The sequence below is a fragment of the Paenibacillus sp. PvR098 genome, from assembly GCF_017833255.1.
Taxonomy (GTDB): domain Bacteria; phylum Bacillota; class Bacilli; order Paenibacillales; family NBRC-103111; genus Paenibacillus_G.
In genome coordinates this window covers 779,734-796,509 of record NZ_JAFIBU010000001.1, presented here as the reverse complement: position 1 = coordinate 796,509, position 16,776 = coordinate 779,734, and the positions used below count along the sequence as shown (strand labels likewise).

13 protein-coding genes and 1 pseudogene are annotated in these 16,776 nt (G+C 49.6%); 2 read left to right on the top strand and 12 right to left on the bottom strand.

The annotated features are described in order from the left end of the window. Window positions 1–53: 53 nt before the first annotated feature. Both JOE45_RS03910 and sleB read right to left on the bottom strand, forming a co-directional pair. Window positions 54–422 (bottom strand): hypothetical protein, encoded by a 369-nt coding sequence (locus JOE45_RS03910; RefSeq protein ID WP_210021431.1) that lies wholly within the window; start codon window positions 420–422, stop codon window positions 54–56. Between the two features lie 167 nt (window positions 423–589). Then, window positions 590–1,195 carry a spore cortex-lytic enzyme gene (gene sleB, locus JOE45_RS03905; RefSeq protein ID WP_348632580.1) on the bottom strand — a complete coding sequence of 202 codons (606 nt, stop codon included), beginning with the start codon at window positions 1,193–1,195 and terminating at the stop codon, window positions 590–592. Window positions 1,196–1,562: 367 nt separating this feature from the next. On the opposite strand from sleB, the gene JOE45_RS03900 reads away from it, so the two are divergent. Next, complete coding sequence (locus JOE45_RS03900; protein ID WP_210021432.1) at window positions 1,563–1,958, top strand: SET domain-containing protein; 396 nt, start codon at window positions 1,563–1,565, stop codon at window positions 1,956–1,958. A 190-nt stretch (window positions 1,959–2,148) separates the two neighbouring features. Here the strand turns inward: JOE45_RS03900 and JOE45_RS03895 are convergent, their stop codons facing one another. From JOE45_RS03895 to JOE45_RS03870, 6 genes and pseudogenes are all read right to left on the bottom strand, one after another. Continuing rightward, the gene (locus tag JOE45_RS03895; RefSeq protein WP_210021433.1) at window positions 2,149–2,691 is read right to left on the bottom strand and encodes a hypothetical protein; all 543 of its coding nucleotides are present in this window, start codon (window positions 2,689–2,691) and stop codon (window positions 2,149–2,151) included. 30 nt (window positions 2,692–2,721) lie between these two features. Beyond that, window positions 2,722–3,096, bottom strand: a complete 375-nt coding sequence (locus tag JOE45_RS03890) for a hypothetical protein (RefSeq protein WP_210021434.1) — start codon at window positions 3,094–3,096, stop codon at window positions 2,722–2,724. A gap of 52 nt (window positions 3,097–3,148) precedes the next feature. Beyond that, window positions 3,149–3,910, bottom strand: a complete 762-nt coding sequence (locus tag JOE45_RS03885) for a stalk domain-containing protein (protein WP_210021435.1) — start codon at window positions 3,908–3,910, stop codon at window positions 3,149–3,151. 23 nt (window positions 3,911–3,933) lie between these two features. Beyond that, the gene (locus tag JOE45_RS03880; protein ID WP_210021436.1) at window positions 3,934–4,512 is read right to left on the bottom strand and encodes a hypothetical protein; all 579 of its coding nucleotides are present in this window, start codon (window positions 4,510–4,512) and stop codon (window positions 3,934–3,936) included. A gap of 142 nt (window positions 4,513–4,654) precedes the next feature. After that, window positions 4,655–4,867, bottom strand: a complete 213-nt coding sequence (locus JOE45_RS03875; protein ID WP_210021437.1) for a hypothetical protein — start codon at window positions 4,865–4,867, stop codon at window positions 4,655–4,657. A gap of 171 nt (window positions 4,868–5,038) precedes the next feature. Then, window positions 5,039–5,383, bottom strand: a pseudogene (locus JOE45_RS03870) (stalk domain-containing protein); the annotation flags it as partial. A gap of 361 nt (window positions 5,384–5,744) precedes the next feature. Between JOE45_RS03870 and JOE45_RS03865 the strand changes: the two are divergent. Then, window positions 5,745–6,689, top strand: a complete 945-nt coding sequence (locus JOE45_RS03865; RefSeq protein WP_210021439.1) for an alpha/beta hydrolase — start codon at window positions 5,745–5,747, stop codon at window positions 6,687–6,689. Window positions 6,690–7,008: 319 nt separating this feature from the next. On the opposite strand, the gene JOE45_RS03860 is transcribed toward JOE45_RS03865, so the two are convergent. The 4 genes from JOE45_RS03860 to JOE45_RS03845 all read right to left on the bottom strand — a co-directional run bounded on the left by JOE45_RS03860 (window position 7,009) and on the right by JOE45_RS03845 (window position 16,641). Next, window positions 7,009–8,160: an alpha-hydroxy-acid oxidizing protein gene (locus tag JOE45_RS03860; protein WP_210021440.1), complete on the bottom strand. Its 1,152-nt coding sequence runs from the start codon at window positions 8,158–8,160 to the stop codon at window positions 7,009–7,011. Window positions 8,161–8,607: 447 nt separating this feature from the next. Continuing rightward, on the bottom strand, window positions 8,608–10,092 hold the full coding sequence (locus JOE45_RS03855) for a glutamate synthase subunit beta (protein WP_210021441.1): 1,485 nt from the start codon (window positions 10,090–10,092) through the stop codon (window positions 8,608–8,610). Between the two features lie 37 nt (window positions 10,093–10,129). Continuing rightward, on the bottom strand, window positions 10,130–14,710 hold the full coding sequence (gene gltB, locus JOE45_RS03850) for a glutamate synthase large subunit (protein WP_210021442.1): 4,581 nt from the start codon (window positions 14,708–14,710) through the stop codon (window positions 10,130–10,132). A gap of 749 nt (window positions 14,711–15,459) precedes the next feature. Then, window positions 15,460–16,641: an acetyl-CoA C-acetyltransferase gene (locus JOE45_RS03845; protein ID WP_210021443.1), complete on the bottom strand. Its 1,182-nt coding sequence runs from the start codon at window positions 16,639–16,641 to the stop codon at window positions 15,460–15,462. Between the last annotated feature and the right edge of the window lie 135 nt (window positions 16,642–16,776).

Below are 16,776 nucleotides of genomic sequence, written 5' to 3'. Positions count from 1 at the left end.
TGTATCAAGTTTTTCAAACCGATTGTACCAATGTTCTGTTCATTGTTGGTTTGTTATTGCATTAGATTCGGTTGCATGTTTGCCGATATTTGCGCTTGTTGCATCTGCTGCATCGTCAAGACGATCGCCTGCTGAATTTGGTGAAGTTCTCGAAGTTGTGCCTCGGCTTGAGTTTGAACTTGATTTTGAGCGTAATGGAGACGTTCCGTTAAATATTGAAGGTGTTGACCGATTTGCTGCATCTGCTGGGCGAAGTTGCTTACCCCTGCCTGAGTCAGCATTCGCTGTATGCTCACATCGACCGAAGGGTTTTGCGGCATCACTTTCTGAGAAGAAAAGTCTTCTCTATGCATATTCGGCTCTTGGATACGTACTGGCATTTGCTGAAATCCCACGCCTTGTTGCTGCGAATTCTGCTGCATAAAATATCCTCCCAATGGCTTTAGTCATTATTCACTTAAAATATCCCAATCACAAATATTTAATGCAGCATAATAAATGTTCACTTCTTTTTCTCGGCGATTTCAGGGGAAAGAAAACTAAAATAAAAACCAGTACCATAAGAGGTGCTGGTTTTTAATATAACGAATTAACGTGCGAAGATATGGTTACCGATTTTCAACTCTTGCGGACGCGTCCAAATCCATGCGCTCGTTGCCGTTATCGGATTAAAGTAATAGAGCGAATTCTTCGTCGGATCCCAACCGCGAACGGCGTCGAAGGCTGCTAAATATGCGCTGCGGTCCGGTGTTAACCAATATTGTCCATCATCTACAGCAGTAAAGGCTCTTGGCTGGAAAACAACACCTTTAATGGTATTCGGAAATAAAGGCGACTGTATCCGATTCATGACTACCGCTCCTACTGCCACCTTCCCCATGTAAGGTTCCCCGCGGGCCTCACTGTGTATGACGCGGGCCATGATATCGATGTCTGCCCGATTTAAACTATATTTTTTAAGCATAGCCCAGGTGCGTTCCCCAACAACGCCGTCTGCTGGCAGGCCGTAATTTTTTTGGAAACTGCGAACTGCGGAGGCTGTGTGTGCCCCGTATTTTCCGTCAAGGGGTTGTTTATAGTGCCCCAAAACCTTTAATCGGTACTGCACATCCCACACATCCCCATTGGAACTGCCCATCTTGAGCGATGGCGCGGCATTCGTGTGATCCGCATGCACCGCAAATGAAAAAAGTATAAGGAATGAGAAAAGGATGGCTATCGTCCATGTTTTCACTATATGATCGTCTCCTTTCTTCCTTTTTCATTGTACCGGGGGGCCGTAGAGTGTAACAACCCACATTTATTGGAAATTAATTGGGAATAAATAACGTAATCCACATAAACTGCTTCGTAAATTGCTTCGTTCAGTTGCATTGCCTATCTTTCCAACCGCGATAAAATAGAGGCAGCATTAAACTTGGCACCCGTCCTTTTTTGTGTATCGTAACCCGTTATAATTGTTCTGCTTGCCGTTTTACCGAGGGTGAGTTACAATTATTCTTTCAAACGTTATCAAGTAAGCAAGGTGACTCCATAGACTAAAGAGCGCGTAGGTGATTAGTATGATTGAGATAAAAATTTCCAAACTTAGCAATGGGGAGTTCAATAGAGGGGTGTTTGCGACACAAGATATTTCAAAGGGTGCTCTTATACATGAAGCACCGGTCATTCCTTATCCTAATGAGGACCATGATTTCATAGAGAAAACAATACTTGCAGATTATGTGTATGAGTATGGAGCTAACCACACGGCCATCCTCTTAGGATATGGCAGTTTGTTTAACCATTCATATACTCCTAATGCCACGTATGATATTAACTTTAACAATCACACATTTGAATTCTATGCCTATACAGATATAAATGCAGGGGATGAGATACTAATCAACTATAATGGTGAAGTGGATTGCGACGATCCTCTATGGTTTAATGAAGAAGATGAGGCTGAAGTAGACTAAAAACACAAAAATGCAGTTCACTTCTCATGGGAAGCGGACTGCATTTTGTAATTGGTGATCGGTGGCGACGCCTGCGCAAGGATCATTTGAATCATTCTATTTCCAAAATACACCCAAAAGCTTTACCAAATGTCCTCTAAATGAGCCCGGTCAAAAAGAACGATCACCGTTTAGAGGCGGTTACCTTGTTTTAATTACGATTTAGCGGATAAAAAATGACGTCGATCGGGAATGCCGATCCCGAGGCCGGAGAAAATTCCAGATCCAGTGACGGCTCGGTCCCATTCGTCCTAGCAATGATCGTATACCCCTGATAATCCATCATGACTCCCGACGGCGGGGTTTGAACGATTTTTCCATTCACAATGAACGGTCCTCTAAACACGCCGCCGCGCGGGAGAATCAGCACGGACATTTTCGGCGGAGCATCAATGTGGATTTTGTATACCACACCGTAGTTACCCAGATTGAGCGAAGGCTCTTTGCTGAAAAAATCTGTTCCAGTAACAAATTGATCCGATGTACCATCCCCGATAGCGAAGCTGGAAGGCCTCTTGATCGCGGAAGCATCGATGGTCCATTGAACTTCTGAACCGCTGAACGTTCCTCGTACATTCCCTTTGTAAGCCAATCTTGGGAATGAGGCGATCGTTTCGAGTCCATCTTCCTGCTCCATGGCTACGAAGGAAAAGTATACCTCACCATCCGTCTCCACATCATACAGTACATTCATTCCTTGTCCCGGGTAGAAATCAGGCATTGCTTAATAATAAGCCGTTTCGTACGGCCTAAGCACCATCGTTTCCACAGCTCTCTTTCCTTGCAGAAACTCAATCGTCGGTTCATTCCCCATCAAGTTGGCGTAGATCGAAGGATATACCTCCCCTTGATTGGTCGTCTTGATCGTAACGCTGCGGGTCGGATCGCTATTTCGTACAACGATGGCAAATTTCATTTTTCGATCCATACCGTTGGCATGGGTTGCATACAGCCGTGCTTTCCCGTTTACTTTCTCCTGGTATAAAAAGCCCTTCTCCGTAAACGTCTCCGGACTATCGCTTACAATCAGAGGACGGTCCGCAGGCTTCTGCTCTTGTTTGGGAATCTGGGGGATTTCGCGCAAATTTTTGCGAAGCACCGCTTCTTCCTCTCGAACGTAGGTTCCTACAGGCTCGTGATATACCTTGTGCTCAAATTTGTCTAAGTAAGGCTTGTCCTTTACGAGAATATTGCGGGAATATGTAGTGCTGATATTGCCCTAGGCTGTCTGTTACTGTGAGAGAAACCTTGTACAGGCCCGGAGTAAAAATCGCATGCGCATTACCGATCCATTGGATGTCCGTTAGTTTCGTTCCCTTCGGATCGTAGCTGAGATTGCTGTAATGTATCGGTTCGCCGATCCGGTACGATTCCTTATCCACGGTGAATTTGGCAACAGGCTTGACGTTCGGCGCGGCATCGTTCGTAAACAGCGTTCGGTTCGCCGCCGGCTTTACATACCGCAACTCGACTCGTTTCAGCTCCTGATCGACCTTGGCATGAAAAGAAATATATTGCTGCAGCGAGGTCAATTCAATGTATAGCCGATCACCCTGAAGGACCGCATCGGTACCCCATTTGCGGCTTGCACCGTTCTCAAGTACCGTTTGGTCGGCAAGTGAGTACTCCAGAAACGCCTTCGGCGTCGTGATTTGCACCGCCTGCTTCTCTCCATCCCACTTAACAGGAATACCTAACCAGCCGTTCAGCTCCGCAGCAGGCAAGTAATATCTTCCGTTCTGTTCAAGCGTTGTGACTTGGGTTTGTGTTTTCGACCCGTTAATATAGACTACCGTATTGCCGGGATAAAGTATCAGGTGGCTAACCTCCGGGCCGGCCGCGGCCTGCCCGCTTACGGCCCCCAAAGAGAAGACCGTAGTTAGTGTAAGCAGCAGTTGACGTAATGGTTGCATCAGCTATGTAATCCTTTCTATCTTTATTTCTTTTCTTCTAAAGGATAGAATATCCATTCGATCGGAGACGTGCGTCCAGGGGCGGCCAACCATTCGATATGCACGGCGGATTCCCATCCCTCCGCTCGATAGACCACAAAGGCGCCGTCCTGATCTGTCAAGCCTCCTTGAGGCAAAGTCAGCACATGGCCATTGACTCTTACGACACCGTTGACATAGCCTTCATTCGCTCGAAATGCAATGACGGATTGGCGCGGATGATACAAATGCAAGGAATACACAGTACCTCTATCGGAGGTCTGAGGAGTGTCTAGCGTCCATTTGGACAACACCGGCATACTCTTCCCATCGATATCCGCATCCAGGCGAATTTCTGAAGTATCATATACGGCCTTGACGACACTTATTTTGGAATAGGAGCCATAGGGCTTTATTGTTTCGCCCGCCTTGATTACAACAAATTCGATTTCTGCTTGGCCAACCGCTTCTATGTCTTGAATCACTGCAAAGTCTTGCCCAGGCTCAAGAGAGACTTGCTTTAATACCGCCGTCCCCCCCCCCGGTTTCACCTCAAAGCTTTCCTCCAAGACCGGCTGGGTCATAAAATTGACCGCCGCTTCTCTCACATTAGCCTGATGTAAGACGGTCGGCTGAAGCAGTCCTTCACGCGTGATATATACCGTTCACGGATTGCTGCCCAATAAGTCCTGTATTTCGGATTACATCGCTTTCCCCGCTGATTATTCACGCTCTCTCCGTGGATCTCGTCACAATAGCAGATAGCTGAGGAGCGCTAGATAGCGTGCGATTCCATGGTTTCGATTCATCCTTGATTACTGCGCCGGCAGGCTTGGTATGCCAAGGAAACTCCGATGCGGTTAAGTAGGGTTCATCCGTCACCTTCACGCTCTGAACCTCAGTCTCGCTCCAATTCCCGCTGCCATCACGCTTCTGCAAGGAAACGGAGTAGGTCCCCGGTTCAAAGAAGGCCTGCTTGTTACCGGACCATCGATATTCTGGAAGACCCTTGGCATCGGGGTCATAGCTCAAATCAATATAAAAGATCGGCTCACCGAGCCGATAAGACGACTTGTCGGTAACAAAAATAGCGATGGGACGTGAATTGGGCTAGGTGTCCTCGGAGTAGTTTGACTCACGATAGGCGGTATCCATCTGCTGTACGTAGGCTAAGTCCACACGGCTAGGATTCGGTTGAAATGCGTATTGCACCTGTAGGTACTGCGCGATCCAACTCAGCTTTACCAACAGTGCTCCTTCACTAATAAAGGATGTTTCCTTCAAAGGCATCGATGCTCCGTTGACACTGACCGTTTGACGCTCCAAATCCCACTCCAAATAGGCGCTTGGCGTGGTAAGTCCCGCCGTCTTTCGTTCCTCGTTCCACTTCGTCGCCAGTCCAAGCTGCTTTGAAGCCCAACGAATCGGTATGTAGAAGTTTCCGTCCACGATTTGAGCCGCTGCCTCTAAAGATCAGCCGAGCCATTGACAGCCGCGGATATTTGTTTGTCTTGAAATTGCAAGTGCAGCTTGGTACCGGACACTTGTGCTGACACCGTCTGCTCCTGGGCCGCCAAAAGTGCTAAGAGCAGGGTAAAAGAGTTGGTGCGAGCTAACTGGGCTAAGCTGCATAAATTGCCGCATGCAAGCAACGGCCAATTATGCGGTCGTCGGCGGTTGGAGCAAGCCTAAACATCATTCTGCTTGAGCTGCTGAGGAAGCAGAAGCTTACGGTGGCTGACTTGCAAAGGTTTTAGAATCACACATTCTGTGTAAAAAAGTAAGTAACACTCCAATTTGAAAGGAGTCATAAACCATGCCGAATGAAGTAAAGCTGGAGCCCGAAGCGCAAAAATTCGTGGAAGCCACGGCAAATCCACCGTACCTGTACGATCTGGGACCCGAGAAAGGCCGAGAGAAAGTGGATGAGGTACAGTCGAGCCCTGTCACAAAGCCGGACGTTGAACTCGAGGAGCGTACGATACCGGGCGGACCAAACGGAGATGTGTCGGTAACGATCCTGAAGCCGAAGAACGCCCCGGCGCTGCTGCCCGTTATCGTCTATATCCATGGTGCCGGCTGGGTATTCGGCAATGCGCACACCCATGACCGGCTGATCCGCGAGCTGGCTGTGGGATCGCAATCCGTGGTCGTGTTTCCGAATTACAGCCTTTCCCCGGAGAACAAATATCCAACTGCGATTGAGGAGATCTATGCCGTCGTCAAGTGGGTCGCTGAGAGCGGCAGGGAGATTGGCGCCGATCCTTCCAGGCTGACGGTCGGCGGAGACAGCGTTGGCGGCAACATGACCGCTGCCGTCACGCTGATGGCCAAGGATCGCGGAGGCCCCGCCATCCATAAGCAGCTGCTGTTCTATCCGGTAACGGACGCCTCGTTCGATACGGATTCCTACAAGCAGTTCGCAAAAGGTTATTTCCTGAGCCGAGAAGGGATGCAATGGTTCTGGGACCAGTACACGACCGACCCCGAGGAACGGGCCCAGATCACGGCGTCGCCGCTCCGCGCCTCGACCGAACAGCTAAAGGGGCTGCCGGAGGCGCTCGTCATTACCGGCGAAGCCGATGTCCTGCGTGATGAGGGAGAAGCCTATGCCAACAAGCTCCGCGAAGCCGGCGTGCGCGTGACGGCAGCACGCTTTCAAGGCATCATCCACGACTTCGTCATGCTGAATGCGCTGGCCGAAACCGCCGCTGCGAGAGGCGCGATGGCGTTGGCGAACGCCTGGCTGAAGGAAATCTGAACAGAACGATTCCGTACCATTACCAATGGCATGGCTTAAGCCACTTACACCACATTAGGGAGCTGTAAGTGGCTTTTTGATATCCGCCTACAGTCTCTAAGTAGAATGGGCGGCAATAACAGTGAGTCCAACGGCATTGTCGTAATTTTGCGGCTTTCTGCCTTAACGATTGGATTTTAGAAAACCGAATTGATTGGAAAATTTACACAACAAAGAAACCTCCATGTTGTGGAAGTTTCTGTTAATCATAATGTTATGTTCCCGTTCTGAGCGCTATCTTGAAGATCATCCATCGCCAATAAGCCTCACGGCAATCTTCTTACACGCGAGTGAGAATCCTTTGATCCAAGTCTGCAATGGTATTACTGCCGGAAAGAGCCATGGATACATCCAGTTCACCCAACACAGTGTCCAGCACGCTTGCAACGCCTTGTTCCCCCGCAACCGCCAAGCCTAGCATGAACGGACGGCCGATCAAGACTGCATTTGCCCCCAAAGCAATCGCTTTTACAACGTCAGAGCCCGTGCGAACGCCGCTATCCAATAGAACAGGAATCCGTCCAGTCACCACTTCTGCGATCCGAGGCAATGCATCCAAGGCAGAGATAGCCCCATCAAGCTGGCGGCCGCCGTGATTGGATACAATGATACCGTCTACGCCATGCTCCAGAGCAAGCTTTGCATCTTCCGGATGAAGTATGCCTTTTAACAAAATCGGAAGGCGCGTATGCTTACGCAAAAAAGCAATGTCGGCCCAGTTCAATGCCGGATGATAGATACTCCGAAAAATTTCTTCAACTGCTTTCTCTGGGGTGACTTCTGACAAACGCGAGCAAAACACAGGGTCCTGAATATAGTTAGCCAGCCCCTTACCTTCCCGAAGCGGAGAATACCCATTACGCAAATCTCGGCGTTTCCAACCTTGCATGATCGTGTCTACCGTTAGTACAATCGCTGAGTAACCTGCTGCTTCCGCCCGATTTACCATGCTTGCGGACACTTCACGATCATTGGACCAGTAGAGCTGGAACCAACGGGGAGCTTCTCCCATCGATTGTGCAATCTGTTCTAACGAATAAGAGGAAACCGTGCTGACTATAAGAGGCACTCCTGCTGCCGCAGCTGCCTTGGCTGTCGCAAGCTCGCCATCCGGATGAGCAATGGCTTGCATGCCGACTGGCGCCAATAAAACCGGAGCACGCAGCTGTTCATCAAAAAGCGTGATTTGCACCGAACGTTTGGATACATCCCGCATCATCCGTGGTACAATGGCCCAGCGAGAAAACGCCTTAACGTTGGCTGCCAACGTCTCCTCCGCTCCAGCCCCGCCAACGATATAATCAAACGGTCCATCTGCCAAAATGTCCTTTGCCTTCTGTACCCAATCTTCAAATGACACAGGAAGTGATTTCGTATTCTTGTCCACTCTAGTAAATAGTAGGGTTTCATTATTTTCCCTTGCTGATGTCATGATGCTCTTCCTTTCCCTTGGTTAGCAAACAATAGGTAGTCTCGTCTCTATAATGCTTGCACACCTTCAAGTGATGTCGTATATCTTCAATCCCCTTAAACTTACTGTCGAACTACTATATTCGTGCAGCAACGTTGATTATTCTACAAATAACCTAATAATCCTGCTTCATTAATCATTAGGTATGAGATTAGCATGATGACCTTGGTTGAAACGAACATTTCCCGCCGCACGATCGTCATTCGGCATTCCACCTTCGGCTCACTGATAATCTACGTTCCCTTTCTGGCGTCGTTGTGTTCACTGGCTGTTCTCGAGGAAATGATTCATCTCATCAACAGGAAATGGGTAATCAGGCTTGGAGGATCTGCCCGTTGGACTTAACAGGGCTTTTGTACGTGCAAAAACAATAAAGCTTCGGCAACTAAGTTGCCGAAGCTTTATTCGTTATGGCAGCAAAGTGCTGCCCATCAAATAACGATCTATTTCTCTCGCCGCTTCCCGACCTTCGTTGATAGCCCAAACGATCAAGCTTTGCCCACGGCGCATGTCACCGGCGGCAAATACTTTATCAACATTCGTACGGTACTTACCATAATCGGCCTTCGCGTTTGAACGGTTGTCGCGTTCTACACCCAGTTGGTCTAGCAGATCGCCTTCCGGCCCTGCGAAGCCCATTGCCAGCAGTACAAGTTGTGCGGGATACACCTTTTGGCTGCCAGGCACCTCCACCGCGACAAAGTTGCCTTCGCTGTCTTCCTGCCATTCGATAATGGCGGTGTGAAGCTCCTTAACGTTACCGTTCTCGTCACCCACCAATTTCTTGGTGGTGATGAGAAACCGTCGCGGATCTTCGCCATGTACGGCAGCCGCTTCTTTGTGGCCGTATTCAACCGTGAACACCTTTGGCCATTCCGGCCATGGATTATTTACCGCACGCTTTTCAGGAGGCTTCGCACGGTGCTGGAACTGCGTTACGCTGTTAGCCTTGTGGCGCACGGATGTGGCAACACAGTCCGTACCCGTATCGCCTCCACCGATGACGATGACGTCTTTCCCTTCGGCATTAATAAATTGGCCGTCCTGATGGTTCGAATCCAGTAAGCTCTTCGTGTTCAAGCTCAGGAATTCCATCGCCGGATAGACCCCTTTCAGCTCGCGACCCTCTACTTGAAGTTCCCTGGGACGTGTAGCTCCGCCGCACAATACGATCGCATCGAATTCAGCCTTCAGAGTATCGACAGAAATGTCCTTGCCGACTTCGGTATTCGTTACGAACTGGACACCCTCAGCCGCAAGCAAATCCACCCGGCGCTGGATGATATGCTTCTCCAGCTTCATCGCAGGTATACCGTACATCAGCAGTCCGCCGATACGGTCAGAGCGCTCATAGACGGTAACGGTGTGGCCTGCTTTGTTAAGCTGCGCCGCTGCTGCGAGACCAGCTGGTCCGGAGCCGACGACGGCCACTTTCTTCCCCGTACGAATCGCAGGCGGTTCAGCTACGACCCAGCCTTCCTCAAAACCTTTGTCGATGATGGCCTGCTCGATGCTCTTGATCGAGACGGCGTCACCGATTAAGCCGACCGTGCAGGATCCCTCACACGGAGCGGGACAGACCCGCCCTGTGAATTCAGGAAAATTATTTGTTTTATGCAAACGATCCAACGCTTCTCTCCAGCGTCCGCGGTATACGAGATCATTCCACTCGGGAATGAGGTTGTTCACCGGGCAGCCGGAGACGCTGCCGCTCATATTTTTGCCGGTATGACAGTAAGGAATGCCGCAATCCATGCAGCGAGCTCCTTGCAAGCGTAATTGCTCTTCCGGAAGCTTGATGTAGAATTCCTTCCAGTCTTTTACCCGCTCAAGGGGCTGTCGCTCTCTCGAGTCTTCCCGCACATGTTCCATAAATCCGGTTGGCTTACCCATTTTGCTGCCCTCCATCCATCCTTATGCTTAGCCGTAGTTAGTTTCCGCCAACACGGGCCAAATCTTTTCTGTTCTCTTCAAAAGCAACCATTACAGCTTCCGACTGACTAAGCCCGGACCTCTTCATCTTTTCGATGGAGTTAAACATTCGCTTGTAGTCCTTCGGAATGACTTTTACGAATTTCCAAATGTATTCATCCCACGCAGTCAGCACACGGTGCGCCACAGCACTATCCGTAAACGTAGCATGATGCTGGATCATGCCTTTCAGTTCATTGATCTCGAACGTTTCTTCAACAGTCTCTAGGTGCACCATATCTTTGTTGCAGCGGGAGGCAAAGGTACCATCCTCATCGAGGACATATGCCGTTCCGCCAGACATCCCTGCCGCGAAATTGCGTCCTGTTGGCCCGAGTACGACCACGCGACCTCCGGTCATATATTCGCAACCATGATCCCCTACACCTTCGACAACCGTACGTACGCCCGAATTCCGCACGCAGAAGCGTTCTCCTGCTCTACCGCGGATGTAAGCTTCTCCTCCCGTCGCTCCATACAAAGCCACGTTGCCGATGATGATGTTTTCTTCTGCGATGAAAGACGACTGTTCCGAAGGGAAAACAATGAGCTTTCCGCCGGAAAGTCCTTTACCGACATAGTCATTGGCATCGCCTTCGAGCGATAGGGTAATTCCTTTCGGCACGAAAGCGCCGAAGCTTTGACCCGCAGAACCTCTGAAGTGAAGACGGATCATATCGTGCGGCAGCCCTTCCGCCCCGAATTGGCGAGTAACTTCGCTGCCAAGAATCGTTCCGGTAACGCGGTTCGTATTGCGGATTGGCAGGATGGCATGCACTCGATCCCCTTTTTCCAGCGCCGGTTTGGCGATGTTAAGGAGCTTCTGCATATCAAGTGATTTGTCGAGCCCGTGATCCTGCTCCATTTGTTTAAATCTTCCAATGTCCTCGCCTACTTCCGGTTTATGCAGCAGCGGAGACAGGTCGAGATTCTTGGCTTTCCAATGTCCGGACAAGTCGGACGATTCCAGGTACTCTGTGCGGCCGATCATCTCATTCAACGTGAGGAAGCCGTATTCGGCCATCAATTCGCGGACATCCATTGCGACGAAACGCATAAAGTTTATAACATGCTCCGGTTCCCCGGTAAAGTTTTTTCTCAGTTCCGGGTTTTGCGTCGCAACGCCAACCGGGCAAGTGTCCAAATGACACACTCTCATCATGATACAGCCAAGAGCAATGAGCGGCGTCGTAGAAAAACCGTACTCTTCGGCACCCAGTAGAGCGGCGATGATCACATCACGCCCAGTCATCATCTTGCCATCCGTCTCAAGCATCACTCGGCTTCTAAGGTTGTTAAGCATCAGTGTCTGATGCGTTTCGGCCAAACCCAGCTCCCAAGGCAATCCGGCATGGCGGATTGATGTTTGTGGTGAAGCGCCTGTACCCCCGTCGTAGCCGCTGATCAGGATCAGGTCAGCCTTACCTTTAGCGACCCCTGCGGCGATCGTGCCGACCCCGACTTCGGAAACCAGTTTCACGCTGATCCGGGCCTTAGGGTTGGCGTTCTTCAGATCATGAATCAGCTCTGCCAAATCCTCGATCGAGTAAATATCGTGATGCGGAGGAGGAGAGATCAAGCCTACACCCGGCGTTACGCCGCGTACTTCGGCGACCCAAGGATACACTTTTGTGCCCGGCAGCTGTCCGCCTTCGCCCGGCTTCGCACCTTGCGCCATCTTGATCTGGATTTCATCGGCATGAACCAAGTAATTGCTCGTCACTCCGAATCTTCCCGAAGCTACCTGCTTAATTGCACTACGGCGGAAATCGCCATTCTCGTCCGGAATGTAACGCTCCGGATGCTCGCCGCCTTCACCGGTATTGCTTTTGCCGTTGATACGATTCATCGCGATTGCTAGCGCCTCATGCGCTTCTTTGGAGATCGACCCAAAGGACATCGCACCTGTTTTGAACCGTTTGAGAATCGATTCCACACTTTCCACTTCATTTATAGGAACCGGCTTGTGATCTTTACGAAGCTTGAGCAATCCACGCAGTGTTGCTTGCTTTTCATGCTCTCGATTTACCAATCTTACAAACTTGCGGTACGCGTCATAATCGTTGTTGCGAACAGCGGTTTGCAGAGCGTGAATCGTTTCCGGGTTGTACAAATGTTCTTCCCCGTCACGACGCCACTGCAGCTCACCGCCCGAATCCAGCACAGGATCCTGATTGGAGTATGCCTGGCTGTGGCGGATCGTAGCTTCTAAAGCCACTTCTTCCAGCCCGATGCCTTCGATAGGTGTATAAGTCCAGGTGAAGTATTTATTAATGAAATCTTGGTTCAAACCAACCGCTTCGAATATTTGAGCTCCCCGGTAGCTTTGAATAGTGGAAATCCCCATTTTGGCAAGAACTTTGACAACGCCTTTGGTGGCTGCCTTTACATAATGATAAACGCCTTTCTCGTAAGACAGGTTCTCGAGAATGCCTTCTTCAATCATCTCATCAACGGTTTCAAAGACCAGGTAAGGGTTGATCGCAGCAGCTCCGTAACCAATAAGCAAGGCAAAATGATGCACTTCCCGAGGTTCACCCGACTCCACTAGCAAGGAGACGCGTGTGCGGCTTCCGCTGCGGATCAAGTGGTGATGCAAGCCGGAAGTGGCCAGCAGCGCCGGAATGGGTGCAAGCTTTTCATTCACTGCCCGGTCGGACAAGATAAGCAGCGTTGCTCCGTCTCTAATGGCCGCGTCCGCATCAGCGTATAGCTGTTTCATCGCCTTCTCCAGACCGGCGCCGCCATCCAGAGCAGGAAATACCGTGTCCAAGGTTATGGTTTTGAAGCCTTCGCGATTAATGTGGCGCAGTTTAGCCAGCTCTTCATTCGTAATGATCGGAGCGTGCAGACGTATTTGGCGGCAGCTTTCAGGCTTCGGATCGATCAAATTGCCTTCGGCACCAATCGTCGTGCCTTGAGAAGTGATGATCTCCTCGAAGTTGGAGTCGATCGGCGGGTTGGTTACCTGTGCGAACAGCTGCTTGAAATAGCTGTAAAGCAATTGAGAACGCTCTGACAACACGGCGAGCGGAGAATCGTAGCCCATTGATCCTACCGGATCAACACCGTTTTTGCTCATCGGCTCGATGATCTTACGTATATGCTCAAATGTATAGCCGAAAGCCAGCTGGCGTTGGGCGAGAGTAGCCTTGTCCGTTATCGGTGTTTCATAAGCCGGCAGCTCTTCAACGGAAATCAAATTATCTTCAACCCACTTGCGATAGGGTTGTTCGTTTATGATATTCCGTTTTACTTCCTCATCCGGAACGATCCGACCCTGTACCGTGTCCACTAAAAGCATCTTGCCCGGGTGCAGCCGTTCCTTCAACACGATCCTCTCCGGTTCAATATCCAGAACTCCCGCTTCGGAAGACAGAACGATCAGATCGTCGCTGGTCACGTAATAGCGAGCAGGTCGCAGTCCGTTACGGTCAAGCAAGGCACCGATGATACGACCATCCGTAAAGGAGATCGCCGCCGGGCCGTCCCATGGCTCCATCAGCGTGCTGTGATATTCATAGAAGGCTTTCTTGTCAGCGTCCATCGTCTCATGCTTCGCCCATGGTTCGGGAATCATCATCATAGCAGCATGTGGCAGGCTGCGTCCGGAAAGAGACAAAAATTCCAGACTGTTGTCGAAAATCTGGGAGTCCGAACCGTCCGTTTGCATGATAGGAAGGATTCGGGAAATGTCGTCACCAAACAGATCGGTGTTGAACATCGCCTGGCGGGCATGCATCCAATTGACATTACCACGCAGCGTATTGATTTCGCCGTTATGAATCACATAACGGTAGGGATGCGCCCGTTCCCAGCTCGGGAACGTATTTGTCGAGAAACGGGAGTGCACGAGTGCCATCGCCGTTTCCATCGCCGGATCCTGAAGCTCCAAATAGTAAGCGTCTACTTGTTCTGGCGTCAACATGCCTTTATAAACGATGGTCCTGGATGAAAAGGAAGGGAAATAAAACGACTCAGCGCCTTCCATTTTTGCAATGGCATGCTCAGCTAATTTTCGGATCACGAAAAGCTTACGTTCAAAAGCCATCTCATCCTTGATATCTGAGCTTCGGCCTATAAAAATTTGCTTCACATATGGCTCAGATGAAACTGCGGAGTCGCCCAATGTGGAGTTATTTACAGGAACAGTTCTCCATGCAAGCAGCTCTTGGCCCTCTTCACGGATAATTCCTTCAAGGATGTTCTCACAGGCAGCTCTCAACTTCTCAGCTTGTGGAAGGAAAACCATTCCCACTCCGTAACTGCCTGCCTCAGGGAGCTGGACCTGCTGTTTGGCAAGCTCTGAGATAAAAAAGCTGTGCGGAATCTGCAGCAAAATGCCTGCACCGTCGCCCGTATTGGCTTCACTGCCCTGTCCGCCCCGGTGATCAATATTTAAAAGAACTTGAAGCGCCTGTCTGATGATTTCGTGTGAAGGCTTGCCTTTGATATTGGCTACAAAACCGATTCCGCACGCGTCATGCTCGAACCGGGGATCATAGAGGCCTTGTTTACTAGGAATTCCGTTAATTGTCATATTCACTTACCTTTCTTTCTAAAATTAGCCCTTTACTCTAGTTGTCTCTTCATCTGTTACATAGAAACGTTATTAACATCTTATGGTGACGTTTATAGCTTTTTTAAATCAAAAAAAGTGACTTCAGATAAGCAAAATGTGCCTTTCATTCTTGTTTCAATCCGCAGCTAATCTTAAGGATATGTAATTAAAAATGTCATGATGTGAGTTCCCTTCACATTCAATAAGTCATAAGGGAAATTATACGAACAATCTTTATAAACGTCAATCCGTATGTTACCCTTTTTCACACAAGAATTGTCGAAAAAGCGAATATTTTTACAAAAAACATCTTTATTAACCAAAATAATAAATTTTTATGACCGATACATACGAATGTACTATCAATTTCGTAATAAATCTATACTTAAGATCAATAAATATATAACATAATATGTCATCTTTATAATAATACATAAGGGATTATATGGCAATTTCTTATGTCGTTTAAAGGATAATACAAAAAAATCGTCCTTCCAATTTCCATTTCTACCCACCACGGGTATAAATAGACTCTTTGGAAAAACGATTTTTAAAGCCATGTTTTGCGTCAATTGTACAACGCCATTTTCCTTCGTTATGATGTGTTTAATTGACCGATGTACTCTCATGCCGGAGGCTTCGTAAAACAACATAGTAGAGAGTCTCGATACCTCGTAACCACCCAACTCTACCGGATTTATCGCATCCCCTCCTCCACACGGTCTGCCTCATACTCGTTCCCAAATCGCCGCGATGCCTTGCCCCCCGCCAATACAAAGAGACGATACGCCGAATTTCTTGTTTCTGCGCCGCAGTTCGTACATAAGGGACAGCGTAATTCTCGCTCCGCTTGCCCCAAGCGGATGCCCTAACGCGACGGCCCCTCCGTTCACGTTACCAAGTTCCGGATCGAAGCCGAGCTCCTTCTGGCACGATAAGTATTGTGCCGCGAAGGCTTCATTGATTTCGATCAGATCCAGGTCATGTATAGACATGCCCGCGCGATTAAGCGCTTGTCGAATCGCTTCTACCGGGCCGATGCCCATGATTTTCGGCTCCACGCCGACAATTCCCCAAGATACCAAGCGAGCGATTGGTTTCAGGTTACTTCTTTTGACGGCATCCTCCGATGCGATGACCGTCATGGCTGCGCCATCATTAATGCCGCTTGCATTGCCGGCTGTGACGACTCCTTTCTTCGTAAAACGAGCCGGCAGCTTTGCCAGCGCCTCCATTGTCGTCTTCCGCGGATGCTCATCCAGATTCACCACCGTATCGCCCTTCTGTCCTTTGACGGTAAACGGTACAATTTCCTCCGCAAAAATACCCTTCTCGATTGCCGTTATCGCTCTCTCTTGGCTGCGGAGGGCAAAGGCATCCACTTCTTCTCTCGTGATACCATATTGGACGGCAAGGTTTTCTGCTGTCATCGCCATGGTGCAATCGCCATAAGGATCGTAGAGCGCCTCCCACAAATAATCTTCCATCGTTGCTTTCCCTAGCGGAATGCCCCACCGAGCGCCTCGAATGACATGCGGCACCTGACTCATGTTTTCCGCTCCGCCAGCTAGAGCCAAGTCGGATTCGCCGAGAATGATGGATTGCGCCGCATTCACGATCGCCTGTAAACCCGAGCCACAAAGGCGATTGACCGTCAACCCTGGCACATGCTCCGGCACGCCCGATTTTAATCCAACATGCCGCCCCATATAAATGGCGTCCGTACTCGATTGAATGACATTTCCGAGGATAACCTGATCGATCTCTTCAGGAGCCACACTCGCCCTTTCCATCGCTCTCTTAGCGCTTTCTACTGCAAGTTCTATAGCAGAGACATTCTTAAGGGAGCCTCCAAAATCCCCGAAGGCGGTGCGAGCCCCGTCTATCAAATACACCTCGTGATTCCCCATGCCTTCCCTCCTCCGATATGGATTATTCCCCTGCTGTACGCAGGGGATGCCTTTGGTATTTCGCCAATCCGCCGTCAACGGCGTAATTTACCGTAATGCTATGCGCACCAAGATCATTCGCGAGGCCGCGTGTGA

What these genes read in the sequence shown, in the direction of transcription:
- JOE45_RS03910 (WP_210021431.1), bottom strand. Translation starts at nt 422, where the DNA reads ATGCAGCAGAATTCGCAGCAACAAGGCGTGGGATTTCAGCAAATGCCA.
- JOE45_RS03900 (WP_210021432.1), top strand. Translation starts at nt 1,563, where the DNA reads ATGATTGAGATAAAAATTTCCAAACTTAGCAATGGGGAGTTCAATAGA.
- JOE45_RS03895 (WP_210021433.1), bottom strand. Translation starts at nt 2,691, where the DNA reads ATGAATGTACTGTATGATGTGGAGACGGATGGTGAGGTATACTTTTCC.
- JOE45_RS03885 (WP_210021435.1), bottom strand. Translation starts at nt 3,910, where the DNA reads ATGCAACCATTACGTCAACTGCTGCTTACACTAACTACGGTCTTCTCT.
- JOE45_RS03880 (WP_210021436.1), bottom strand. Translation starts at nt 4,512, where the DNA reads ATGACCCAGCCGGTCTTGGAGGAAAGCTTTGAGGTGAAACCGGGGGGG.
- JOE45_RS03865 (WP_210021439.1), top strand. Translation starts at nt 5,745, where the DNA reads ATGCCGAATGAAGTAAAGCTGGAGCCCGAAGCGCAAAAATTCGTGGAA.
- JOE45_RS03860 (WP_210021440.1), bottom strand. Translation starts at nt 8,160, where the DNA reads ATGACATCAGCAAGGGAAAATAATGAAACCCTACTATTTACTAGAGTG.
- JOE45_RS03855 (WP_210021441.1), bottom strand. Translation starts at nt 10,092, where the DNA reads ATGGGTAAGCCAACCGGATTTATGGAACATGTGCGGGAAGACTCGAGA.
- gltB (WP_210021442.1), bottom strand. Translation starts at nt 14,710, where the DNA reads ATGACAATTAACGGAATTCCTAGTAAACAAGGCCTCTATGATCCCCGG.
- JOE45_RS03845 (WP_210021443.1), bottom strand. Translation starts at nt 16,641, where the DNA reads ATGGGGAATCACGAGGTGTATTTGATAGACGGGGCTCGCACCGCCTTC.